General features: G+C 48.5%; 35 protein-coding genes and 1 pseudogene. 35 read left to right on the top strand and 1 reads right to left on the bottom strand.

Annotated features, from left to right (window positions below; genetic code table 11):
- The 26 genes and pseudogenes from C3B52_RS37645 to C3B52_RS34135 all read left to right on the top strand — a co-directional run.
- Window positions 1–114, top strand: a pseudogene (locus C3B52_RS37645) (PGDYG domain-containing protein); the annotation flags it as partial.
- 42 nt (window positions 115–156) lie between these two features.
- On the top strand, window positions 157–447 hold the full coding sequence (locus C3B52_RS34255) for a hypothetical protein (RefSeq protein WP_103110812.1): 291 nt from the start codon (window positions 157–159) through the stop codon (window positions 445–447).
- Window positions 448–493: 46 nt separating this feature from the next.
- The gene (locus C3B52_RS37180; protein ID WP_201264984.1) at window positions 494–970 is read left to right on the top strand and encodes a hypothetical protein; all 477 of its coding nucleotides are present in this window, start codon (window positions 494–496) and stop codon (window positions 968–970) included.
- A 13-nt stretch (window positions 971–983) separates the two neighbouring features.
- Window positions 984–1391 carry a hypothetical protein gene (locus C3B52_RS34245; RefSeq protein ID WP_103110811.1) on the top strand — a complete coding sequence of 136 codons (408 nt, stop codon included), beginning with the start codon at window positions 984–986 and terminating at the stop codon, window positions 1389–1391.
- Window positions 1392–1419: 28 nt separating this feature from the next.
- Window positions 1420–1746 (top strand): hypothetical protein, encoded by a 327-nt coding sequence (locus tag C3B52_RS34240; protein ID WP_164685059.1) that lies wholly within the window; start codon window positions 1420–1422, stop codon window positions 1744–1746.
- Window positions 1747–1773: 27 nt separating this feature from the next.
- Window positions 1774–2112, top strand: a complete 339-nt coding sequence (locus C3B52_RS34235; protein WP_103110809.1) for a hypothetical protein — start codon at window positions 1774–1776, stop codon at window positions 2110–2112.
- A 101-nt stretch (window positions 2113–2213) separates the two neighbouring features.
- Complete coding sequence (locus tag C3B52_RS34230; RefSeq protein WP_103110808.1) at window positions 2214–2402, top strand: hypothetical protein; 189 nt, start codon at window positions 2214–2216, stop codon at window positions 2400–2402.
- Between the two features lie 101 nt (window positions 2403–2503).
- Complete coding sequence (locus C3B52_RS34225) at window positions 2504–2716, top strand: hypothetical protein (RefSeq protein WP_103110807.1); 213 nt, start codon at window positions 2504–2506, stop codon at window positions 2714–2716.
- A gap of 21 nt (window positions 2717–2737) precedes the next feature.
- Window positions 2738–3244: a sigma factor-like helix-turn-helix DNA-binding protein gene (locus C3B52_RS34220; RefSeq protein ID WP_103110806.1), complete on the top strand. Its 507-nt coding sequence runs from the start codon at window positions 2738–2740 to the stop codon at window positions 3242–3244.
- A gap of 112 nt (window positions 3245–3356) precedes the next feature.
- On the top strand, window positions 3357–3560 hold the full coding sequence (locus C3B52_RS34215) for a hypothetical protein (RefSeq protein WP_103110805.1): 204 nt from the start codon (window positions 3357–3359) through the stop codon (window positions 3558–3560).
- Window positions 3561–3743: 183 nt separating this feature from the next.
- Entirely contained in the window at window positions 3744–3956 is a 213-nt protein-coding gene (locus C3B52_RS34210) for a hypothetical protein (RefSeq protein WP_103110804.1), read from the top strand.
- Window positions 3957–4024: 68 nt separating this feature from the next.
- Window positions 4025–5224, top strand: coding sequence for a terminase small subunit (locus C3B52_RS34205; protein ID WP_103110803.1), 1200 nt, complete (start codon window positions 4025–4027; stop codon window positions 5222–5224).
- The gene (locus C3B52_RS34200) at window positions 5208–6527 is read left to right on the top strand and encodes a PBSX family phage terminase large subunit (RefSeq protein WP_103110802.1); all 1320 of its coding nucleotides are present in this window, start codon (window positions 5208–5210) and stop codon (window positions 6525–6527) included. The genes C3B52_RS34205 and C3B52_RS34200 overlap by 17 nt, the downstream gene beginning before the upstream one ends.
- Complete coding sequence (locus C3B52_RS34195; RefSeq protein WP_103110801.1) at window positions 6527–7987, top strand: phage portal protein; 1461 nt, start codon at window positions 6527–6529, stop codon at window positions 7985–7987. Before C3B52_RS34200 ends, C3B52_RS34195 begins: the two co-directional genes overlap by 1 nt.
- Window positions 7980–8807: a phage minor head protein gene (locus C3B52_RS34190; RefSeq protein ID WP_103110800.1), complete on the top strand. Its 828-nt coding sequence runs from the start codon at window positions 7980–7982 to the stop codon at window positions 8805–8807. Before C3B52_RS34195 ends, C3B52_RS34190 begins: the two co-directional genes overlap by 8 nt.
- Window positions 8808–8828: 21 nt before the next feature.
- Window positions 8829–10079 (top strand): XkdF-like putative serine protease domain-containing protein, encoded by a 1251-nt coding sequence (locus tag C3B52_RS34185; protein ID WP_103110799.1) that lies wholly within the window; start codon window positions 8829–8831, stop codon window positions 10077–10079.
- A 1-nt stretch (window position 10080) separates the two neighbouring features.
- Window positions 10081–11025 (top strand): phage major capsid protein, encoded by a 945-nt coding sequence (locus C3B52_RS34180; RefSeq protein ID WP_103110798.1) that lies wholly within the window; start codon window positions 10081–10083, stop codon window positions 11023–11025.
- A gap of 16 nt (window positions 11026–11041) precedes the next feature.
- Window positions 11042–11257 carry a hypothetical protein gene (locus tag C3B52_RS34175; protein ID WP_103110797.1) on the top strand — a complete coding sequence of 72 codons (216 nt, stop codon included), beginning with the start codon at window positions 11042–11044 and terminating at the stop codon, window positions 11255–11257.
- Between the two features lie 2 nt (window positions 11258–11259).
- Window positions 11260–11640 carry a DUF3199 family protein gene (locus C3B52_RS34170; protein ID WP_103110796.1) on the top strand — a complete coding sequence of 127 codons (381 nt, stop codon included), beginning with the start codon at window positions 11260–11262 and terminating at the stop codon, window positions 11638–11640.
- A complete protein-coding gene (locus C3B52_RS34165; RefSeq protein ID WP_103110795.1) occupies window positions 11637–11963 on the top strand; it encodes a hypothetical protein in 327 nt (108 codons plus the stop codon). The genes C3B52_RS34170 and C3B52_RS34165 overlap by 4 nt, the downstream gene beginning before the upstream one ends.
- Window positions 11963–12445, top strand: coding sequence for an HK97 gp10 family phage protein (locus tag C3B52_RS34160; RefSeq protein WP_235615952.1), 483 nt, complete (start codon window positions 11963–11965; stop codon window positions 12443–12445). Before C3B52_RS34165 ends, C3B52_RS34160 begins: the two co-directional genes overlap by 1 nt.
- Window positions 12445–12909, top strand: coding sequence for a hypothetical protein (locus tag C3B52_RS34155; RefSeq protein ID WP_103110794.1), 465 nt, complete (start codon window positions 12445–12447; stop codon window positions 12907–12909). The genes C3B52_RS34160 and C3B52_RS34155 overlap by 1 nt, the downstream gene beginning before the upstream one ends.
- Window positions 12909–13100, top strand: coding sequence for a hypothetical protein (locus tag C3B52_RS34150; RefSeq protein WP_103110793.1), 192 nt, complete (start codon window positions 12909–12911; stop codon window positions 13098–13100). Before C3B52_RS34155 ends, C3B52_RS34150 begins: the two co-directional genes overlap by 1 nt.
- 2 nt (window positions 13101–13102) lie before the next feature.
- Window positions 13103–14440, top strand: a complete 1338-nt coding sequence (locus C3B52_RS34145) for a phage tail sheath subtilisin-like domain-containing protein (RefSeq protein ID WP_103110792.1) — start codon at window positions 13103–13105, stop codon at window positions 14438–14440.
- A complete protein-coding gene (locus C3B52_RS34140) occupies window positions 14441–14893 on the top strand; it encodes a hypothetical protein (RefSeq protein ID WP_103110791.1) in 453 nt (150 codons plus the stop codon).
- Window positions 14894–14904: 11 nt separating this feature from the next.
- Complete coding sequence (locus C3B52_RS34135; protein ID WP_103110790.1) at window positions 14905–15366, top strand: hypothetical protein; 462 nt, start codon at window positions 14905–14907, stop codon at window positions 15364–15366.
- 257 nt (window positions 15367–15623) lie between these two features.
- Here the strand turns inward: C3B52_RS34135 and C3B52_RS34130 are convergent, their stop codons facing one another.
- On the bottom strand, window positions 15624–15803 hold the full coding sequence (locus C3B52_RS34130; protein WP_103110789.1) for a hypothetical protein: 180 nt from the start codon (window positions 15801–15803) through the stop codon (window positions 15624–15626).
- Window positions 15804–16356: 553 nt separating this feature from the next.
- On the opposite strand from C3B52_RS34130, the gene C3B52_RS34120 reads away from it, so the two are divergent.
- Genes C3B52_RS34120 through C3B52_RS34080 form a run of 9 tightly spaced genes read left to right on the top strand, consistent with a single transcriptional unit; the run spans window position 16357 to window position 22993 of the window.
- Window positions 16357–18795 carry a YlbF family regulator gene (locus C3B52_RS34120; protein ID WP_103110787.1) on the top strand — a complete coding sequence of 813 codons (2439 nt, stop codon included), beginning with the start codon at window positions 16357–16359 and terminating at the stop codon, window positions 18793–18795.
- Window positions 18792–19382: a hypothetical protein gene (locus C3B52_RS34115; protein WP_103110786.1), complete on the top strand. Its 591-nt coding sequence runs from the start codon at window positions 18792–18794 to the stop codon at window positions 19380–19382. The genes C3B52_RS34120 and C3B52_RS34115 overlap by 4 nt, the downstream gene beginning before the upstream one ends.
- 12 nt (window positions 19383–19394) lie before the next feature.
- Window positions 19395–20348 (top strand): XkdQ/YqbQ family protein, encoded by a 954-nt coding sequence (locus C3B52_RS34110; protein WP_103110785.1) that lies wholly within the window; start codon window positions 19395–19397, stop codon window positions 20346–20348.
- A 2-nt stretch (window positions 20349–20350) separates the two neighbouring features.
- Window positions 20351–20599 (top strand): hypothetical protein, encoded by a 249-nt coding sequence (locus tag C3B52_RS34105; protein WP_103110784.1) that lies wholly within the window; start codon window positions 20351–20353, stop codon window positions 20597–20599.
- Window positions 20600–21034 (top strand): DUF2634 domain-containing protein, encoded by a 435-nt coding sequence (locus tag C3B52_RS34100; RefSeq protein WP_103110783.1) that lies wholly within the window; start codon window positions 20600–20602, stop codon window positions 21032–21034. It abuts the gene before it with no gap.
- On the top strand, window positions 21022–21837 hold the full coding sequence (locus tag C3B52_RS34095) for a baseplate J/gp47 family protein (RefSeq protein WP_103110782.1): 816 nt from the start codon (window positions 21022–21024) through the stop codon (window positions 21835–21837). The genes C3B52_RS34100 and C3B52_RS34095 overlap by 13 nt, the downstream gene beginning before the upstream one ends.
- The gene (locus tag C3B52_RS34090; RefSeq protein WP_103110781.1) at window positions 21834–22406 is read left to right on the top strand and encodes a DUF2313 domain-containing protein; all 573 of its coding nucleotides are present in this window, start codon (window positions 21834–21836) and stop codon (window positions 22404–22406) included. The genes C3B52_RS34095 and C3B52_RS34090 overlap by 4 nt, the downstream gene beginning before the upstream one ends.
- The gene (locus C3B52_RS34085; protein ID WP_103110780.1) at window positions 22403–22720 is read left to right on the top strand and encodes a hypothetical protein; all 318 of its coding nucleotides are present in this window, start codon (window positions 22403–22405) and stop codon (window positions 22718–22720) included. Before C3B52_RS34090 ends, C3B52_RS34085 begins: the two co-directional genes overlap by 4 nt.
- A complete protein-coding gene (locus C3B52_RS34080) occupies window positions 22721–22993 on the top strand; it encodes a hypothetical protein (protein WP_103110779.1) in 273 nt (90 codons plus the stop codon).
- Window positions 22994–23153 lie beyond the last annotated feature (160 nt).

The raw sequence follows: 23153 nt of genomic DNA, 5'->3' as shown, positions 1-23153 counted from the left end.
TTGGAAGGCACGATGAGGGCAAATGCTGGAGATTACATCATTAAAGGAGTAAAGGGTGAATATTACCCCTGCAAGCCAGACATTTTTGAGGCAACATACGAAGCATTCGAGTGATTAATAAAACAATTCGATTTGTTAAATAAGGAGGAAACCATAGTGAGTACATTGGAGATTGCAGAAGAAAAAGGTCTGAAAGACGTGCTTGTTTTTAGGCTTTGCGAATGCGATGCAGTAGCAGCATTCACGTTAGAAGAGGCGAAGTTGTGGTATACCGAAACGACAGGCATAACTGACGATGAGATGTACGATGATGGGGAAATCGAAGTTGTGTCACTTGATTATCAGGTCTACAAAGACGAAGATACGACAGACTTAATTTCTGTGCGAGAGATAGTAGAAACTCATTGGAATGGTGAGCCTTTTATCGTGTTTTCAACACTATATTGATGACGATTTAACATTTCATTACATTTGAGAATGGGGGAGAAATGGCATGGCAGTATACAACCTTTTACGGGTAGAGGATCGGCTTTACATCCACCTGGGAGCGGATGAGCACGACCCAGTTTATCAGTTGGCCTATGACGGTCTGCCAAACCGGATTGAGATCGGGGAAGCGGAAGTGGTTGGGACAGTGGAAATGTCGCCAGAGCAGCTGGAGAAGATTCGAGCTGAATACGAAAACGGCGGGGAATGCGGCTGGTGCGGGGAGATAGCCGCAAAATTGAGGCATCCCCATCTGTATGACTTTGCTCCGGGTGAAAAGATGTGCAAGAGCTGCTGGAATCATGATCGCGGCGTTTATCTGGGCAGCTACGGTGACGACATCGGGCCATACGATGAAAGCGACGATAGCAAGCAATGCGTTGTGTGCAGGCAATTCCGCGAAGGCAAGAAGCTGGTTACATTGGACAATGGTGATCCTGAGTGCGAGGAATGCGCGCAACATATGAATGATGCAAGGCCATAGAGGAGGGAACGGGATGCAAGCGGGACGTGACGCAGAAAAAGACTTGGCGATGTGTGAGGCAGCTACATCGGGGCCATGGGAATGGGGGATGCTGAACCGGTTCATCATGGGTGGAGATACTGTTGTTGCAAGTGTAGTCGACGGGGATGAGGTTACAGGACCTCATGTTTATCTGACAGATAATGACGCCCAATTCGTCACGGAGTTCCGAGAAGCGCTGCCGTACTGGATACAGCGAGCTGTTGCAGCCGAGGCAGAGGTTGAGCGCTTGAAAGCAGAAAACGTTCGTGTGGTTGCTCTATCTGGATCAGGATATGAAAAACTAGTGCAAACACTGCAATACATCGAGGATGAAACTAAAGATCCGGGTAGCAGATTATTTGCCAAGAAAGTGCTAAGGGAGATAAGAGCTGCTACTTAACATAAGAGAAATTGTGATGATTTGGGGGGTGTCTATTATTAGAAAAGCTCCATCGCTAGAAGAACAAGAAAAGCTGCGTAAACTGATCGAGAGCATGGGCCTTTGGGAAGTAGACAAGCTTCAGATAAGGTACATTTCTGATAGCTGGGTGCAGTTCAGTTGCGAAAAGAAAGTCTGCAACGGCCCTACAGAGTATTTAAATGTCCAGCACACTCTGATTGATAGGATTAAAGGCAGGTCTTTTGATGAAAAAGTAGAGACTGAGCTGAAAGAATTCGTGTCCATGTTGAAGCAGCGCAACGAAGAGATTCTTCGGTTACGTAGGAAAGAAGAGCAACTTCGCAGTTTGCTCTAAAGAAATTGTGAGGAGGAGGGCATACGCATGAAGTCGCATGAGGAAAAGAAATATCTGTATCGTATATTGGCCCAGACTGAAGGTATGACGATCACTGGCGAAACAAAAGAGGAGGTCACAGAAGCAGAAGCTATTGCAGACGTAAAGACAACCTTCCTCCATGAAAAGGTAGTGGAGGCTGGTGGATACAGGAACTTCGTGACCATTCCAATTTGCACGAAAGAAGAGTGGAGATTAGGGAATGTAAATTTTTGTCCTCGCTGCGGGAAACGGTTAGAAGATGTTGAGGACAATTATTTCAACGGTGAGTGCTTTGAGTGTGGAGCTGATTTAGACATATCCATAAATGTGGTGGTAAGTGTTTAACATACTATTTCAAGAGAAAAAGAAAAGCCCCCAAGCAGGGAGCCAAATGTGTGTTCGGATAACCACATTATATCACGGCTAAAGACAAGGGGGAACGGAAGATGAGCGCTGTTGAAAAAGATGAGTTTGTGGTAAAATATCCCTTAGAGAAAGGTGTACGAGTTATCGTGATTGAAGATGGGAACGTCGTCAAAAACGTAAAACTCGAACCGTTCCATAGCTACACCATCACCACGCAAAACAACAAAGCGATGGACGTAGTAAATACAGTAAGAGAGAGATTGCGTTAATTGAATAGAGCCTGACTGAAAAGCAGAGGGCGTCAGAATGTTCACCCAATACGGGTGTGTTCTGGCGCTCTTTTTATTTTGCCTTCGAGGAGGGACAAGCCATGGCAAAGATATACGAAATTATGAAAGAGAAACGGAAGCGCCAGCAAAAGCCAATCAGCTTTGCAAAGCACCTGGGCCGGGCCATAGAGCGATACAAAAGACCAACGCCAGCCAAGCCTGCCGAAGTAATGACCATCGATCAGATAAAGAGGCTGATGGGCGACACAGGAAAACGACAGTTCCTAAAAGATAAAAACAAGGCACGCAAATAAACGCACTGGGGAGGGGTTCTCATGCACGATTTGCTAAAAGAATACAAAGAGACCAGAAAAGGATTAAACGCCGCATATGAGGCGCGCAGAACGCTTGCTGAGACAGGAAATGAGGAAGCTATGGCTGAGCGTCAATTGATTGGTGAAATGCGTGGGGAAATGGAATGGGTAATCGAATGGCTGGAGACTGGAAGGCGACCTGGGAACAAACGCGGGATTGAGCGGCGGGCAGCTTATCAGCGTGAAAAGTTAATGGACCCAGTTCGCATGCAGGCGTTTGTAGATAGAGGCACCGCAGGAAGCCCGGTCAATCTTACTGAATGGCAGCGAGGACAAATTGAAGATGCACTGTGTGGATTGAGCGAACGGGAGCGAGAGTGCTATGTAATGGCGAACGGACAGTGTTTCTCTCATGCTGAGATAGCAAAGATGCTCGGCATTTCCAAAAGCAGTGTAGACACTCACATTAAGCGAGCGCAACAAAAAATATCGGAGCGCATGATGAACAGCCTTTTCCTTGTCGGATGAGGCTGTTTTTTGTCGTGCAGATGCCACCTATAAGTGAAAGGACTTTTTCTTTCGCGAACCCCTCCTACCGCCTGGGAAACTGGGCGGACCTTTTATAAAGAGAGGTTGAAAGATGGACAAATTAAAACGGATTGGGTGGCTTATACAACTTAAATGCAAATGTGATCCAGAAATTACACACATCATTACCGAGGCAGAGATTCGGGATGTGGATGGAGAAATTTCGGCTACAGTCTTTTGTCACGGGTGTAGAAGACCGCTATTGATTATAGAGGACGATGGACGCGTTTATGCGGTTGGTGACAGGTTACTATAGAATTCATCTTTACACAGAGCACCGAATGAGCGGGAGTGTGCCATGATCTGCATAAGCAGGGAGCCGCGCCATAATACATGTTGGGTCACTGCCAATACGTCGGTGCTGTGTGGAGAGATGGAATCACAATTTAACAGGAAAAAGTTTCTCTTTGTCGAAGAACGACAAGGGGAGGGATGAGCAATGGATGTAAAACAGAGATTAAGAACAATTCGTCAGTATCAAGTTCTGATTGATGATACTATTGAAATTTCACATCGAATGCTAAATATATCTAGGATAGATGGTAGAGAGTTAGATATACGCATAGTAACCGACCATATTGAATTCTTGGAACGCAAAAAAGAGGAGTTACAAGTAGAATACGATCAATTGGAGAAAGAATTGAATCAATAATAACTTGGGCGCCATTTGGTGCTCTTTATTTTTGAAAGAAAATATAATCAGGTGGTGGTGATCATGTAGTGGCAAGAGCCAGAGATCCAAGCAGAGACAAAGCATATGAGATTTGGCAGCGGGAAAACGGGGAAATCAAGCTGAAAGATATTGCCGACCGGCTTGGCATATCTGAGGGCACTATCCGCGGGTGGAAGAACAAGGACAAGTGGGAGTTGCCAGAAGACAAACCGCAAAAGCCTCCTACTGTAGAGAGCGAGTCAGAAGAAGACGACCTATATGAGCAAGCTGTCTGTATTGTGGTAGAAGCTCAGTCAGCCTCGGCTAGTCTCCTGCAACGCCGGATGCGTATTGGTTACACGAGAGCCGCGCGGCTTATTGAGCAGATGGAACGGAACGGAGTCGTTGGGCAATTCGAGGGCAGCGCACCCCGCAAGGTTTTTCAGAAAACTGCACCGATTTCCACATCAGCGATTCAAGATACCGTGCCAAAACCAAAGGAACGTTCCAATCAATCGGAACGGAACGCTCCAAACGTTCCAAAAGATACGGAACGTTCCAAACAGGTAGTGGAACGGAGTGATCCTCCGCCAGAAGAAGATAACGAAGACGGGTCTCTGACTGAAAAGCAGAGGCTTTTTGTTTTGGAATACCTTCATGACTTCAATGCTACCCGAGCTGCTATGGCTGTCGGCTACAGCAAGAAGACAGCGCATGTCATTGGCTGGGAGAACATTAGAAAACCTAATATCCAAGCTGAGATCAAGCGGCAGAAGGAAGCTATGGCGGATGAGCTTGGCGTGAGTGTCCAGCGCATCATCGCGGAGTACATGAAGATTGCTTTCGCTGACATATCAGAGTATGTGGAGTTTGGACAGCAGGATGTCCCAATGTTCACGGAAGAAGGCGACCCTATTCTCGATCCGAAGACGGGCGAACAAATGACCTATAAGCGGAATTTCGTTGCTTTCCGAAGTAGTGACGAGGTAGACGGCACCCTTATAAGTGAGGTCAAGCAAGGAAAAGACGGCGTCAGTGTAAAGCTTCATGACAAGATGAAAGCGCTGGCCGCTCTGGAAAAGTACCTTGGTTTTATGACGGAAGAACAGATCTTGAAGATCGAGAAAATGAAATTGGAACTTGGAAACTTGCGTGGAGATACCGAAGGCGATGCCCATGCTCAAAACAGTGGGTACGCTGAGGCTTTGAACGTGCAGGCGGCCGATGTGTTTGCGGATGAGGTGAACAAAGATGGCGAAGAAGCATAAGCGCACCACCTCGTTCAAGTTTCAACCATTTAGCCAGAAGCAAAAGAAACTACTCATGTGGTGGACTGACAATAGTCCCTATCGTGATTTCGATATGGTGATCGCGGAGGGAGCTATCCGCTCAGGGAAAACCATAGCAATGATCGATTCATTCATCACTTGGTCGCTGGCGAAGCATAAGCATCAAAACTTCATTTTAGCCGGGAAATCGATGGGGGCGCTCAAGCGGAATGTCCTGGAGCCAATGTTTCAGATCCTCACGGCTAAGGGGATCGACTACCACTATCACCGCTCAGAGAATCCGCATGTCATCATTGGTACGAATACCTACTATCTGTTCGGGGCCAACAACGAAGCAAGTCAGGATACTCTGCAAGGGTTGACGGCAGCAGGTGCGTATCTGGACGAGGTTGCATTGTTTCCGCATTCATTCGTCGTTCAAGCAATCGGACGTTGCTCAGCTGAGACGGACGGCAACGGTGCGAAGATATTCTTCAACTGCAACCCTGCAGGGCCGTATCACTGGTTCAAAACGGACTACATCGATAAAGCGCACGAAAAGAAGATTCTTCTTCTCCATTTCACCATGGATGACAATTTGAGCTTGTCGGAGAAGGTCAAAGAGAGATTTCGCCGGATGTTCAGCGGCGTTTTCTTCAAGAGGAACATACTTGGTCTATGGGTAATGGCTGAGGGCGTCGTCTATGACATGTTTGACGAGGATGTTCATGTGGTTGATGACCTCCCTGCTTCATTCGATCGTCTATTTGTAGGTGGAGACTATGGGATCAATAATCCAACGGCGTTCTTGCTCTGTGGGCAAAAGGGGAAAGACTTTTTTGCGATCCGGGAGTATTATTTCGACTCTAAGAAGGTCGGAAAACAGAAGACAGTTGGCCAATTGGCTGAGGATTTCCTGACGTTTAGAGGGGACGATCTACCCGAGGTGGTATTTCTCGACCCATCTGCAGCCGCGCTGATTCTCGAATTGAAACAGAAAGGCGTTACCAATATCAAAGGCGCTGACAACAGTGTGATAGACGGAATCCAGCTCGTGCAGAACTTGCTCACGAGCAACGGAGGCCGTCTTTTTGTTCATCGGTCCTGCGTCAACCTGATCCGAGAGTTCTTCTCCTACCTATGGGACCATAAAGCTCAAGCAAGGGGAGAGGACGAGGTAATAAAAGAGAACGACCACGCGCTGGATGCATTGAGGTATGCCTTGTTTACAATCTGGCACCTGCTTCGTAAATCAACTGTACGTGAAGAAAAACGCCGTGAAGGGAAAGGAGGATGGATATGATGGGTGGCGTTACACAAGAGAGTCAGGACGGTCGAGCGCAATGGATACCGATTGGTAAGGCGGAAGAGGCGCCAGCCAGCCAGCAGTTGCCATCAGACAAATTCCAAGGTGATTACGAACAACATGGTCTGATTGTGCCAGTGATCACGCCTACTGCATATGTGGAGGTGGTGAAGCAGAGCAGCATCATCCCTCAATGTATCGATGCGTATAAGACAAATATCACTGGGTACGGCTGCACGCTTGAATATATGCCAAACGAATCGGATAAGACCGCTAGGACAGAATGGGACATCGCGGAGCGGTTTCTGCTCACGGCCAATCTGGAAAAGTCTATCGAGCAGCTGCTGGGCGAACTGGTGGAAGACCTTGAATCTTGCGGCAACGCCTATCTGGAGGTTTCCCGGGGCGGCGGACTACCGGCTTTATACAGGATACCGCCACAAAACATGCGATGCACCCGTGAGGAAAAGCGGGAGACGATGAAGTACAAACGTCTCATTCAGGGGAAGGTAGAGGAATTCACCCAGGAGAAGTGGGTCAGACGATATGCGCAGAAACGAGGGAACAGCATTGTCTGGTTCCGTGAGTTTGGCTCGCCGGGCGATGGGAACGAGGTCATTCATTTAAGGATCGGGAATGGCGAATATGGTGAACCGCGCTGGTCTGGAAATACCCCTGGCATTCTTGGAAGCCGCCGTGCAGAGGAATTGAACCTGAATTATTTCCGGAATGGTCGTATGCTCTCCATGATCCTGTCGGTCATCAACGGCCAGCTCACCCCCCAATCGATTGCTGCTTTACAGGGAGCCAAGGGAGAAAACTCGCAAGGGGGCATTCTGTACCTGGAAGTTGAAGGATTTGAGAAGGGTCTCATTGGGGATGAGAAAGAGAAAACGGAGGTCAAGCTGGACAAGCTGAACGACCTTCTGCAACAGGATGCCTTGTTCATCGATTACAACAAGGACAAGCGCAAGGAGACCCGTTCCTCCTTTCGTCTGCCACCGATCCTCACGGGTGAGTCAGACGATTATAACCGGGCGACAAGCGATAACGCGCGAAGGATTGCAGAGGAGCAGGTATTCAACCCTTATCGAGACTGGCTCATGAATGAAATTTTCAACAAACGGCTGTTTCCGTCCATTGGTGTCTACCGGGTCAAATCCGTTCTGCGCGGGCCGGAGATATCAGATCCAGACGAGCGCAAAGCCATGTTGGATTACCTGGCTGATAGAGGCATTTTGCTGATCCGCGACCTGATTCCGATTGCAGAGGAAGTCCTCGGAACCGTCATCGATGAGGGCCGTTACGCGGAGGGATATCTGGATACACCTATCGCACAACTTGCTCCTGCAGCTGATCAGTTCGGGGGCGCAGAACTTGTCGAAGACCCAGAGGAAAGGCTGGCTACTATTGCGAAGCGCATGCTGCGGGAGACGGGGGAGCGGCACCATGTGTGATCGATGCCTCCGTTTGATTGTCAAGGCAGACGATGACGACTTTCTTGATAGCTTGGAACTGACCCACGCGGAGCGACAGTTGCTTGAGAAACTGTACAAGGAAGGCGAGGAGTCGATTGCTGATCTTCTGGAACTACAGGGAAAGGCGCTCGACGAAGCTATTCAGGAATTGAGTGAGGAGCTTGCCGCAGATTCTGATGAACTATGGAAAGTAATCCTACAGATTCAAGATGGCGACTATTTTCAGGATAAGTTCGAGCAGGTCGTTTACGATGCGTTCATGCCGTTGTTCAACTTGGCTGGTGAATCAGAAGCAATAGGGATCAACACAGATGCCCAGTGGGAGCAAGAGAACAAAGCAGCAGCCAAATTCGCCAAAAAGCTGAAGAAGCTGGTGCCAGCCATGAATAACACATCGGCTGATCGCATGATTCGTTCTTTCGAAAAGGCTATTGGGGCGGGCAAGACCCCTGCGGAACGGGCTGTCCTGGTCAAAGAGGTCAGCAAGCAAGCTGCAAGCGGTGAAGAGGGGCCATTTAACATGAATCGAGCTGTTACCGTAGCCAGAACCATTTCAACGGCAGCAGCCAATGGCGGCAAGTTGGAGGGCTGGAAGCAGTCTGGCCAGGTGAAGAAAAAGCGGTGGCGTGCAGCAAATAACAAACGGACGCGTAAAGACCATCGTGAAGCCAATGGTCAGACGGTAGACATCGATAAGCCATTCCGCGTAGGAGGTGAAAAACTCATGCATCCCGGAGACCCGGCAGGAAGTGCAAAGCAGATTGTGAAGTGCCGCTGCACTATGCAGGCTGTATTTTGATAGAGAGGAGGTGTAATGAACATGACATATGCTTTAAAAGATGCAAGGATAACCCACATTTCTCTTGTGGACAAAGGCGCCAACGGTCGCCCATTTGCCATTATCAAGGAAGAGGGAAAAGAAGCGTTGCAAAAAGATATCCGCATCGCAAAGACAGACACAGCCAAGCAGATTGTCTACGGCGTTGTATATGAGCCGGACGTTGAGGATGCCCACGAAGATCAGATGACGGAAGATGAAATCGAAAAGGCTGCTCATATGTTTATGGAGAAACAGCATACCTACAACATCGACAAACAGCATGATCTGGACGCAGACAAGGGATTTGTCGTTGAATCCTATATCACTCCAGTGGATATGAAACTAGGTGATCAAGAAATCAAGAAAGGTTCCTGGGTGGCAGGTGTAAAGGTGACGGACGCTGATACATGGGAACAGATCGAAAAAGGCGAGATTACTGGGTTCTCCATGTGGGGAGTCGGGAAGCGCGAAAAAATCAAGGAAGCCTCTTCTGGAACCGAGGATGAATCGGTAGAGAAGGGGCTTTTACATTCCATCGCTAAGGCGTTGACTCGCATTGTCAAAGGCGAAGTGAAAGACAAATATGAACGTAACAAGAAGTCAAACGACTTCTGGACTGCTTGGAGCTCGTTTTCGGGTACGATTCAACGTTACAACTACCATACTGATCGGTACGAATTTGAGAGCGACCCTGAAAAGGCACGAGAAGCCATTCAGGATTTTTCCGACATCCTACAAGAGATTCTCGGAGCTAATGACATAGCGAAAGCGCTGGGCAAGCCTCCAGAAGAGATCGCAAAGGTGGGCAGAAAACTGTCAGCGGCTCGTCTGGACAAATTGAAAGAAGCACATTCCGCCATTACCAATCTGCTGACAGAAGTAGAGGACAAGGCGGAAGACGAGGAGGACGATGACGTGAAAGCAGAAGACATTCAAAAGGCAGTATCTGCCGCTTTGTCTCCCATTACAAAGCAGTTGCAGGACCTGCAAACAGAAATCACAGAGTTGAAGAAGGAAGAGGGTGGAGAACAACCAGAGAAACCTGCAGCGTCAGGTGATCCAGAAGTTAATGCTCTTTCTGATGCTATTCAAAAAGCGTTGGAACCGATCACTAAACAGATGGAGACACTTTCAGCCGATGTGCAGCTAGTTAAAAATAATCGGGGACCAAGCGGTCAACCACCTGCAGAAACAACAATCATCAAAAGTGAAGTACCAAGCTACATCCGAATGATGAATGGAGGCCAATAAGATGACAGCCAACAACCAACTGATTTCAAAAGAACAGCAGCTTGCAACCATCCGTAAGTCAATTGATCTGCCCATGCCAAAGAAAGAAGCAGAAGCCTTTCTTGTTGACACACTGAAGAAGGCGACCACACTTCCAAAACTGAATACCAAGTACACGGACACTCCTGCGGGTAAGCTGCAAAGATTGAAAGTAAAGTCTCGTCAGATTCGGGAGCATACAGGATCTGAGGAACCAGCGGGTACTGGCGGCATCTCCACTCCAGACGTACCGTATGCCGTAAAAAAGGTGTTCTGGGATGAATGGCTCAAAGATGATGACGTATGGTATAACGACACAGCACGCGGAGACGATGTTGAGACCAAAACCATTGATCTGGTACAAGGACAGTTTGGGGTAGATATGCAGGACCTGCTCTTCAACGGAGATACTGCGGCAAAACTGCCAGACGGAACAACTGCTGATCCGTTCCTGTCCGTTATGGATGGATTCGTGAAGAAAATGAAGACATCCACATTGAAAACGGACCTGACCACAAACGAGCCAACCATCGACGATTTCGTCAACCATGTACTGCTACTGGATGAGAAATACCTCAACATGACGGACCTGACGTGGATCATGTCGCGCCGGACGTACCAAAAGCTGGTCGCACTCATTCAGAAGCGCCAGACCGCACTTGGTGATGTCACATTGGTAAACGGCAAATTGACGGAGATCGCAGGCTATCCAATCGAGGTTGTCCAATCACTACAAACTGGTTTCGTCGCCTTGACGCCATTAAGCAACTTGGTGCCAGTGTTTACGCGTGATCTTCGCTATAAGCGCACAGCGGACGGCGCAACAGCAGCCATCAAAGATGCCACCTACCATATTCTTTTTGGATATGCTGATGCGGCAGTGCTGGAGACGCAAGCGGTTGCTTGGATGACAGGTACGAAATTGTAGGAATGGGGCGAAGTAGATGAAAATCAGATACAAGCACGATTCTGGCGCTCTGCACATTGGTGGGGGGCGCTTCTTCCATTCAGGTGAGACCTACAATGTCAGCGATAAAGAGTGGAAAGACCTTGAGGGGTACGAAGACCTTGAGGTTGTAAAAGAAGACAAGAGATCCACCTCTAATACACAATCCGTTGCCACGAGTGAACCATCAACGGATACTCCTGCAGGTGATTAATCATGCTAATACCGGAGCAGGTAAAGCAGCAGAGTAGCACGCGGGCCGTTCAGGAAATGACTCCTGAGCGGCTTTCCTATCTCATTAACGAGGCAAAGGTGCGCATTGAGCTGTTCACGTCCCGGTCATTTGCAGACGAAGACAGTCGCCTAGAGGTGGCCCACTTCCGTCTGGTGGAGGCAATGGCTTTAACGGACAATGACGAGACTCTCGGGGCTGAGGCGCGAGGTATTACTTCCGAATCGGATCAGGGCTATTCCTGGTCGGTGGATAGAGCGAACGTTACAACAGGTAGCCCACTAGTCGATTCCCTATTACGGCAGTGGATGGCCTTTACGGCTGAGGCGACTGACGGTGGTAACGTCAAGGCGATGGTGCTATGAACCACCGTATGAATGATTTGATCGTTCTGAAACGAACAGAAACTGGGCAAGATGAGCGCAACCGCGTGACGACTACAGAACTACCCCCGCGCCAAGTAACGGGCTGTATACGGGCCGTAGAATCGTCTTGGCAACGCCCGGCGAATGCCGACCCAGTGACATGGGAGTACAAAGCAACGCTCGGATTTCTGCTGACTGAAGATGTCAAGAAAGATGATGTCATCGAGCTGCCAGGACACGGAGATTTTGTGGTCGTCACTGTGACGTCTGGCCGCCGTCTCTTGTCAGTTGTTGCTCTCCAAGAGAAGCGGGGTGCCGAATAGTGGATTTCCGTGAGTTTCAAAAACGCATGGAGAAGCTAAATCGAAACACTCCTGAAATCATGGAGCGCATCATGTATCAACTCGGGGAAGAACTGCTCAATCATGTAATCGACGAGTTGGGAAGCCAGGACCTGATCGACACCGGGACCCTTTGGAATTCGTTTTCTCAGGGAGATCAAAATAACGTCTGGGAATTTGATGGCGACCGCAACACGCTGTCACTTGAAGTCGGATCAAATCTGACTTATGCGGAATATCTCAACGATGGCTATACGATCGACAAGTCCTATTTCGTGCCCGGCTACTGGAACGGAGTGGGCAAGTTCATTTATGACCCATCTGCAAAGGGTGGGTTTATGGTCAAGCCGCGCAGTTTCATAGGTAGGAAATACTTTGACATAGCTCTGCAAGACTTCCAGGGCGGCATGCAGGCGCTACTGCAAAAACTGCTGCAGGCTGAGATGGAAAGGATGGTGAAGTGATGGAAAACCGTGAATTGTCCTGCGTAATCGATCTGATTAACGAGGCATATCCTGACCTCGCCATCTTGGACAGCTTGGATGTGTGGTTATCAGGTAAGTTTACTCCTCCAATGGCTTTTATTCAGACCCAAGAGGTATCTGAGCGCGGCAACACTCTGACGTCGTACAAAATTATCTCCGACGCTGGGATTGTGTTGCATCATCGAAAGCGGAAGATCGGCGGGCAAGAGGTGTATGAGCCGATATCCACCGAGCCACTGCGGCAGTTGCTCCGCCGCGAACGATACAGCTACCGTGGTAAAACAGATGGATTGTACATTGACATCGACAACACATCATTCCGCATCCGGTCTGACAAAAAAGACCGAACGGAAATCATCTTTCGGTTTGAATATAAGGTTGCCATCCCGCGCCCGCAGGTGGAGAAGATCAATACATTTGAAATCGAGGAGGACTGGTCGTAGTGGCACGCAAAGACCAACCAGCAGATCCCTCTGAGCTGACACGTACCAGAAAAGAATGGATAGAGAGCGCAACATACTTCAAGGCAGAACGCTTCGAGGTGGCAGGCGCTCTTTTTGATGTTACAGACCATGGAGCAGTAGCCGAAAGTGAAGTTAGAAAGCGGTTGTTCAAATACAAAGGCGGTGAGTAACTATGACAATTCAACGTGAACGACCGGGGGTAACGGTCGAATTGATCGCAAAAGCAAAGGAGCGTGTTGTACCAAAAAGCGGCGTTGTCCTGGTGCCCTACCAGGCTGAGTGGGGGGCACCTGATACGATGGTCAAAGTGACTGGGTATGACGAGAGGATCGCGGAAACGTTTGGCGAGGTTGACTCAATCGAGCTTGCAGCGGAGGGTGGGGCAACCATCATCGGCTACCGTATGACAAATGGAAATGCCGTAAAGGCGGCATATTCACAGGCTGATGCTATCAAGATCGAAGCTTTGTATCCAGGAACAAAAGGAAACAGCATCACAGTATCGATTGCAACCTCGACAGCAGAACCGGGCAAAAAAGAGCTGCAAGTGAAGGGACCAATCAAGACCGAGAAGTTTTCTTTTGTGGATGTTGTAGAACTGGAAGCAAAAACAACACAATCGATCTATGTCCGTGTTTCAAAAATCGGAGATACGGCAATTGCGGATATTGCGGAGACTCTCCTGACAGGAGGCGTCTCTGGAAATGCTGGTCTGACATCGACTGATGCTACCAAGCTATTCACAGTGGTATCTGGCGCGGATTTTGACGCAATGCACTTGCCGTTTGATGATCCGGCTGTCCAGGCGGCAGCTAAGCAGTTTATGAGCGACCGACGAACACTGAACAAAAAGCTCAGCACGCTGGTCATCGGTGGTGGTAGCAACGACGATGAGAACATGACCAAGCATACCGAGCGCTCTGTCTCTATGAATGCCCGATACGTCGTCAATTGTGCGATTGCCGGGCAGCATAACAATGGGAAAATGTACGGTAGCCTTCAATGGGCAGCATGGGTGGCAGGTATGATTGCAGCTACCCCTGCTCACGAATCGTTCACAGCCATCGTTGTACCGTTGAAAAAGGCGCTCAAGGATTGGGGCCACACGGAAATTCTGAATGCGCTCAGTACCGGAACGCTTATTGCCACACGAGACGGCGATGTGTACATCATCGAGAGCGCCGTCAATACACTCTCTGTCATCGGCACTGATGAACGCGAGGATTACGGAAAAATTCGTGTGAGCATGACGCTCGATCAAATCGTCAACGATTTAATGACAGTTGGCAAGAAGTACAAGGGAAAACTAGCCAACAACGATTTGGGAGGCGCGGTTTTTGTGGGAGCTGGACAAGCCTACTTGCAGGTCCGCGAGCAGCAGGGTGCTATTGATACGGGATGGACCTTTACGGACTTGAAAAACGGTGTGGGAGACCGCCGGGGCTTCTTGTTGTCGGCCAAGCCTCTGGATGCCATCGAATACTTCGACATCGACTGGGAGGTGCTGTAGTTGGCAATTGCACGCGATATCAAACTGAAAAACTGCCAAGTCTATGATGAGAACGGCGATCCCATCTATGGCACTCTGGAGGGAAAATTTATCCTCAAAGTGGAGTACGGAGACACTGTCCGGCTGCAAAAAGGGAAAATCCAGACTATCAACGACTGGCATGTTGAAGTCACCCTGACTATCACCGCAACAAATGCGGCGCTGAAGTATTTCTGCGTGGATCAACTGACCAGAGGCAAGACACCCGTCCTGCCGTTCTTGATCGGGGAGACGCTGGACAAAGAGGCGGGCAATACAGAGCGCGTCCGTATCTCCAACATTGTGCTAAATCCCGAGGAACTGACGCTCTGGGAAGCCAAAGCTGATGGCAACGATAACGCCACATACGAAATCAAAGGCATGTCGAACGAAAAGCCGGACTATCTGGACGAGCTGCCTGAATACACCGAATAGGGGGAGAACATATGAGTAAGCTTGAGAAGTATCTAGCAAAAGCACAGGAGCCAGTGCAACGTCGTACTGGCTCTGTCTCCATTTGCGGAGACGAGTGGAGCGTCCGTGAGCTAACGATGCCAGAAAGCCGGGAATGCTTCCGTTTGGCTGAGGATGTAAACGGTCGGTTTGATTCCTTCCGGTACAATGATGTCCGCATCGTGAAGGCTACTGAACACGAATTCCCATGGAATAACAAGGAACTGTTACTCGCATATCGTGCCAAGGACAAGTTCGAACTACCTGTGAAGCTCTTCGAGCGAGATCCAGTAGGATATCAGGCGTTGCTGGACAAGGTCAACGAAGTAAATTCGAGGGTAAAGTCAGAGCAGGAAGTGGTTGAAGACCTAAAAAACTCATCCGAACCGACGGAGAATCAAGCCATCTCTGTCGGGCATTCCTCAACGGACGGGGAAGACCAGCCGATATCTTAGAATACGAGGTGGACTTCTACATGCAAAAGCTGTTCATTATGGCTTGCCAAGCGGTAGAAGCAGAAGAGATAGAGAAGGCACAGCAATAGCCTTCTCCACAATTAATTTTCGTGAGAGGTGATAACGAATGTTCCTTTCCGAACAACGAATTCGAGAAATCGTGCGGGAAGAGATAGCAAATCAGCGTAAGGCTGACATCAATACAACCGTTAAGATAATGCAAGATCCAATCCTGTCTGAAAAGATAAAAGAAAGAGTTATTCAGTCTCTGACTGATTCGCTTGAAGCTGCTTGTGATACTCCATTACGGCATACGTAGCTAATCTTGCTGCGAGTTTGGTCACTGATACCGCCAATTCACTCTCGGGATTTTTGAGAGTACTGATGTGCTTTTGAATAATTGCATCTTCAATAGCTTGAAAATCAATATCTTTCATTTTTAACACCCCCTTCCAACATTAACCATTCAACGAGTTGGATAGAGAATCCTGTCGGAGAAGGGCTGCCCTTCTCCCTTTTCCCGAGCGGGTGACGGCTGGGGAGTCGAAATTTGTCGTTTGTTCCCGATTTGTTTGGACTGACTCGAAATTTGAGGTGGGGTAGAATTAAGGGCGGGAGGGGAAAGTCCATATGGCAAAAATATCATTAGAAAAACCACAATTTAGATTTATGAGTCTCATTAAAATAATCTTTGGGTTGTTAGTAATCGCTGGGTCAGTGTTTGCGGGAATCATTTTTTCTGTCTTCGGTCTCTTCATTATAGGTATACCAATTATGATCTTGGGTTCATTAGGTGCCATTCCGATATTTCGAGAAGCAAGGAGACATAGCAAATTCTGGTGTACAAGATGTGAAAAAGGAATAGTGGTTTATAAGTACGAATACAAAGCAGTTTGTCCAAGGTGCCGTGCGGGTTTTCATATAGATTGGGAAGCATGAACAGAAGGTGACTAATATGGTCACCTTTTTATTTTTTTAGGGGGGAATAGGATGGGGGCTGTCGTAGGAATCACAGCGTATTTACAAGCGAAAAATCAGATGTCGCCTGAGATACAGAGGGTTGTTAAATATTCAAAGAGCGCGACAAAAGAAATACATCAACTTGACGATGCTACACAAGACATGATCAAGGAAATGCGAAAAATTAAACAGGCTGCTGAACAAAACGAGCGAGGTTTTAAGCGCGAGATGGACAAAATGCAGCAAGAGGTACAGCAGTTAAAGCGACAGTTGGGGGGGCTTGATTCGATAAGGGTTTCCCCAAAAGTTAACATTGATGACCAAGCCAGACGTGAGATATCCGCTATTCGTCAAGAAGTTAAATCCCTCGATGGAACAAAAGCAAAAGTGGAAATTGAAGCGAATTCCGGAGCAGGAGGAGAATTAGCAACAGGAGGAATAATTGGTGCAGCAGCAGCTTACACAGGGGCAGGATTCATTGATCGGTTAACTTTGGAAACTCAAGCGAATGCTAGGCGCTCTCTCCTTGGTGATACTCCAGAAGAAATACTACAATTCCAGCAGCAGTCTCAAGATTTTTCGATGATCAATCCAAATGTTGATAGAACACACATTAAGGATTTAATGACTCAAGCAACAAGGTTCGATCAAGTTAATGGAGCTGATATCACAAGGCAATCTCTTCAACTTAATGCAATTCGCCCAGACTTGGGGGGCGTTGAGGAATACCAAAGAACTATGTTTGCAATGCAACAAGCGTGGAAGGAAATAACAGATATCGGACGGTTTGGAGATACACTTGCCGAGATAGCAAATACAACCACAGACATCCGTGGAGAGGCGTTAGATTCAATCGTAGAGTACAGCACTCAGGTTACAAAGTTCTTGGATACACCTGAAAAACTCGCGGAACTTACAAAAGAAATGAACAATCTCTGGTCCATCGATAAAGGTTTTGATGCACTGAAAGAAGCAACAATTAAGCTGGATAATCAAGGCGATATGGTTAATGTGCTCAAAACAGCCTACGAGGCACAAGGTTTGGAATCAGACGTTGCTCAAAAGCGTGCTGAGAATGAATCTAAAACCATCGCGACAGCGATCCACTCAGAAAATACAGCAGACAATCAGTTTGCAGTAGCGGCTTTGTTACAAACATTTGGCGGAATCCAAGATCAGAAAGTAAGACAAGAGCTCTTGAATGAATTGGGAGCGGGTCCTGGAGAAGATATCTCTAAGGCGTATGCTCCATTATTGCAGGCTGCTGGACGAATCGGAATGACTGACGCCAGTCAATTTAACTATCAGGGGAGATTGGACCAGACATTCAAGAAGTATCAGGACAACGATCCTTTAAGGGGATTTATTGAGGCCAAAACAATGCTATCGAATGAGCTAACGAGTTTAGGATTACTTCTCGCTCAGGATCTAGGCCCGACTGTTAAAGATATCGCTGAAGGGATCAAAAAAGCAAAAGACCTGATGGACCGCGCTCCGATAGAAGCCACACTTACAGGGATGGGGCTTATAGTTGCTGGTGTCACATATGGGTTATGGAAGTTCAAGGTTGCATTGGCAGCGGCTGAAGCGGCTGCCATAAGACGAGCGCTCGGTGGCGGTATGCCTGACATCGACTTACCAGACGGACCAGACAAAAAAGGTAAAGGTGGAAAAGGCGGTAAGGGCGGCAAACGTCAATGGTGGAATCCCTTAAGCTGGGGAGGAAAAGAAGTGGCACCAAAGAAAAATTGGCTTTCCTCAAAAGACGCGGCGGATATGGCGTTTGGTAAAGGAGCACCCAAAGAAATACCGAAGTCTGGTTGGAAAGAGACGTTAAAAAGCGTTGGGGGTTTGCTTCCGAAAGGTGATGCCATCTTGCCGGGTATTAAAAGTGCATGGGAAGGAGTTAAATCCGTAAGTGGTAGTCTATTTCGAAAACTACCATTCATAGGAGCTGCAATAGGTGCAGGTCAAATCCTTACGGCAGATGACAAACTGGACATGGCGGGCAAAGTGGGTTCAGAAGCGCTTGGAGGTTGGGGAGGGGCAGCAGCAGGTGCTGCAATCGGCTCAGTGGTACCAGGTGTAGGTACTGCAATTGGAGGTATCGTAGGTGGGATTGCTGGTGCATTCGGTGGAGGAGCGTTATTTGACAAGGTGAAATCGTGGTGGAGCGATGCACCAGCAGCACCACCTGATGAACCTACGCCTGTGGCTCCGTCTTCCGCACCAGTACTTGGGCCACCAATACCTGTTGTGTCGCCAGTGAAGAAGCAAGAAGAGAAGCCGAAGCTGACCTCTCTGACCATTTCCGCCATGCCGATCACTCTGAAAGCGGATGGAGTGCTACAGGATGTTGCTGGCATGCTTCGTTTGCTTCGAGATCCAACGGTTTCGAACGAGATTAAAAGAATCGTGGAAAAAGCGTTTATCGACTCGCTTGAAACAAGCGGGGGTGTGACGACATGATACGCCTCCAAGGCAAGTATCGCCTGACCTTTCCGGTCACACCAGGTGAAATCGAATTTCGCGGGTACGGAAACGATACAGAAAGTACGACGAGCATCACATTACGAACAGGCAATCGCATTTCCGGCAGCCGTCCCAAGTCAATCTCGTTTGAGTTTTTCCTTCCGGGAGATATCGAAGCGGATTATATCGAGGTACAAGGTTATCAGGGACCGCGTGCTTGGCTTGCAGGCATAGACCTGTTGGCAGGATCAGAAGTCCTGCTGACAATAGATGAGCTCGATTTGGCGTGGAATGTTTTGATCGGGGCTGTAGACGGACGCTTTATAGGTAAAAACGTCGATTATCACGGATCGATCGAGCTGCCGCTGTTTGTAAAGGATGAGTTTGTTACCTGGAGCAATCAGACACAGGTATTGAGCCCCAGTAGTGTGGTTGCAAAACAGCAGTCTGCGAGGCCAAACACGAGCGGCAAGACTGGCAAAAAGAAAAATAGTGATTCACTGATCGATCCAGCAATGCAAGCCATTCAACGCGATCGCATCGATAAGAAAATCCAAGACTTCAAACTTTCGCGGGTGCAGTGAGGTGGCGAGGGCATGAAAGTCATCTACGGAAAAGAAACTACACGGTATGACCTGACCAACCATGTGCTGGATTTGTCCTGGTCTTCGGCGCGTGGACAGATTGCTCAAAGTGTTGATTTCAAAATCAAGAATGCCCCGCCGTTACAGTCGGCGGGCTTTTTAATGGTCTTTTCCGGTTACGAGTTGAAGGAATCGCAGCAGTTTTTCCATGGCCCGATTGTGCGATTTGATCGTGATAACAAAACAGGCGACCTGTCTGGCACTGCTTACGAGCTAGGCTGGTATTTGCAGAAGAACGAAACATCACGCATGAAATTGAATGGAGACGCGGGCAAAGAGTTGGAGAGGATCATCAAAGCAACTGGAATAAAATTCAGTTGTCCAGCCTTTGGCTTTGAAGTAAAAGACCGGCTGGGAGCACAAACTTATACCTCTCTTTTCACATCGCTGACGGAGCAGGCTTACGACAAAACAGGCTTCCGGTACTTTGTGCAGCATCAGCGAGATAAGCTGATGGTCCTGCCGGAGGGGGCAAACAGCGTGATACCGATGTTCCGGGCCAGCATATTGGAGAGCAGCACCACGGGCGAAAGCATCGAGGAAGTGTACACCGTTGTTACAGTGGAAAAATACAAGGATGATAAGGTTTCCAGCAGTGTTACAAAAGAAAATGCAAACCAGATCAAGCAGATTGGTCGGATGCAGAAGGTGATTGATGCTGGAGAAGAAAAGAACCTGGGTTCTCTGGCCTCGAAACAGTTGGCAAACCTATCGAAAATATCAAGTACACGCTCAATCACTGTCAAACACGAGGACGACAGTGCAGCCCGGCTGCGGGCGGGATGGCTCATCAAGATACAAGAGAAAGACAATGTGACTATCACGGATTGGATAGTCACGAGTTGCAATGCTCGTTGGAAGGGCAGGCAGTACACCATGGACCTGCAATTGGAAGGGAGGGGATAGGCATGCATTCTGTAATAGCCAAGCTGAAAGGCCAGGCCCAAGACGGCCTGCAAAACACACAGGGCGAGTTTGGCGTGCTGCTGTCGCTATCGCCCTTGTCTGTAAAATTGGACGAGGACCCAGAGCCACTGGAAGAGGACGAACTGGTCAAGTTGAACCCGACGTCCTGGCTGCTGGAGGATGTAGGCAAGAAAGTGGCACTGCTGCACTGTACTAACGGTCAGTACCTTCTGCTCGGGGTGGTGGGGTAGATGTTTCCTGAACTGGATGGCGAAGAATCGCAGTTGGTGCAATCGCCAGATAACCCGATCCCGTGGACATACAAGTTTGATTGGGTAACCAAGCAACTATTGCAGGGACCTGACGGGAGGTACATCAAAACAGCCACGTACGCTGAGTACCTGGAAGAGGTAGCAAAAAAAATCCTCAACACACGCCGTTTTCGCTATGAAATATACTCTGAGCGGTATGGCGTTGATTTCCTTTATGAAACAGGACGTATGCAGTCTGGTATCTCTCTTCCTGTCATCAAAACACAGGCTCAAGAAGCGCTAGAGGCTCATAGTGAGATCGAGCGGGCCGAAGTGGTTGATATCAAGTATGAGGGCAGTCGTATCATTTTTTCACTGGAGATAGAAGGAGTAAGGGGTACAACCAGGACGGAGGTAGACGCATGGCAACGATAGACAGACCGGAAATGCCCGTCTTGCAGGAAACACCTGACCAGATTTATCAGCGGATGGCGAACCGGATGACTCTGCTTGCTGAACAGAGGGGCGATACGCCACCAGCAACGGGGGAAGGGGAAATCTTTTACGATTTGCTCTACCCTCTGGCTGTGGAAATTAGCGAGCAGCAACAGCTATTTGAGTATGGGTTTTTGCAGAGGTTTCTTCCCTGGTCAGACGGCGAATTTCTGGACGCGACTGGGGTGTTTTTTGGCTTACCACGCAATGCTGATGAGACAGACGATGCCTACAGGCAGCGCCTGATTGATCGAGCAAGAACCGAGGATGGCGATGGTCGCCGAAAGGACTATGAGCGGTGGGCGCGTGACGTTGACGGTGTGGGCGGAGCGGTAGCTATCGAAAAGGCGAGGCACGACCTGTCGATTGATGTGTACATCACAGACTTGGAAGGCCAGCCTGCCACTACTGAGCTCGTGACACTCGTTCAAGCAAAGCTGGAAGACAAGCGAAAGGCGCTGCATGATCTCAAGATCCTTCCAGCAAACCTATTCCCTGTAAATGTCGCTGTGCGACTTGTATTGCGAGCAGACGCAGTCCCAGAGAACGTACAGCAGCAAATCATTACTCAAATCAAAACCTACCTGAAAGGGCGCTCTCAGATCGTGTACCAGCAAATCGGAGCGCTCTTTTTTGTGGACGGGGTAGAGGACTTCGCTGATTACAAAATAAACAACGCAGAAGCCAATCTGACGGTTCCGGCTGATTCTGTTGCCACCTTGACCCTGGTGGTGACGACATGATACCTGAACGATACAGGCGCATGCTGTCGCCTCAATGGTACGAAAATGAGGTGGCAGAATATCACTTTGAAGGCACAGGCTCAACGGTAGATGCGTTCAACGTACAGCGAGAGGACCTCTTGCGGCAGTTTAGTCCGTGGTCCGCCACCTGGGCCCTCGATGTTTGGGATTGGATCTACTTCGGAAAAAAGCAGTTACTGAGCACAGAGGAACGGCGCAAGAATATCCAGCAAAAGCATTGGGCCTACCTCGGATTTACGCCAAGCGTACTGCGGGCAATTGGCTACAATTCATCGCTCTTCAAGCAAGTACAAATGGTAGAGGACTTCGATAAAAAGGTGATCCGGTACGTTTACCCTATCGAGGATAGGTTCGACACTAAAAACGCTGTGCAGGCTGTTGAAAAAATCCGTCCCGTTCACTGCAATGGGGTTTCCTTTGAGCCTGTTTCGCCGGAGGCAATCGAGTTGCGCGATATCCTGGTCGTTGGAATCAAAGAGTACCATCGCGTAAGCGAATTTCGGGCCGGGATGACTCCCATCAAACGATATGAGGAGGTAGTCAGATGATTACTCAAAGCTACCTACAAACCATACGAAGCGACTTGCTGGCACGGGTGACAGGCGGGGATATCCTGCTCAACGGCTCGGTTTCCGTACCTATTAATGCAGTCGCCATCTCTTCACATCCGATTGCAGGCATTTCGAATGCGATCGCACTGCAAGTATCGGCACAGCATGTCGCCAGTGTACCCGTGATCACTAATGCCAAGCTGAGAACCAGTATGGGTGCTGTCGTTGCGGAAAAGACCGCCACTATCAATATGAACGGGGCCCAATTCGTGAATCTGACCTTCGTTGTCGAAGTGAGAGGAGGAGTATAGGTGCCTTATCAAGCGAAAACCAATTGGCATTATAACGATCCGGTAACGGAAGTGGATATTAACCGCTGGGAACAAGGAATCAAAGATGCTCATGAAACTATTTCAGTTTTGACTGCGGACGTCTCTAACCTAAAAACTCGGATGAATACGCTGGAATCCACGCTGCCGGATGGCTTCACTCACAATAATTTCAACGATGACCTATCTTCAATTGACTCTATCAAAGTCATTCGAGGCTACTATAACGAGGCACAGAGCCGGTTGGAGGTTTGATTCCATTTGGAAGAAAAAGGGGTCGGTCACAACAACGGCCATTTACGATAGGAAAGGGGGAGGAACATGCCAGTAGTTACATTATCTAAAGCAAACTCTGTTACTAGAGATAACGAAATCAACACAGCAGTACCGTCAGGTAGTTATCCTTCGGGTAATC

It is taken from the genome of Brevibacillus reuszeri (assembly GCF_002897295.1).
GTDB classification, from domain to species: domain Bacteria; phylum Bacillota; class Bacilli; order Brevibacillales; family Brevibacillaceae; genus Brevibacillus; species Brevibacillus reuszeri_A.
Note: the sequence above shows the minus strand (reverse complement) of the source record. Positions and strands in the feature narration are given on the sequence as shown.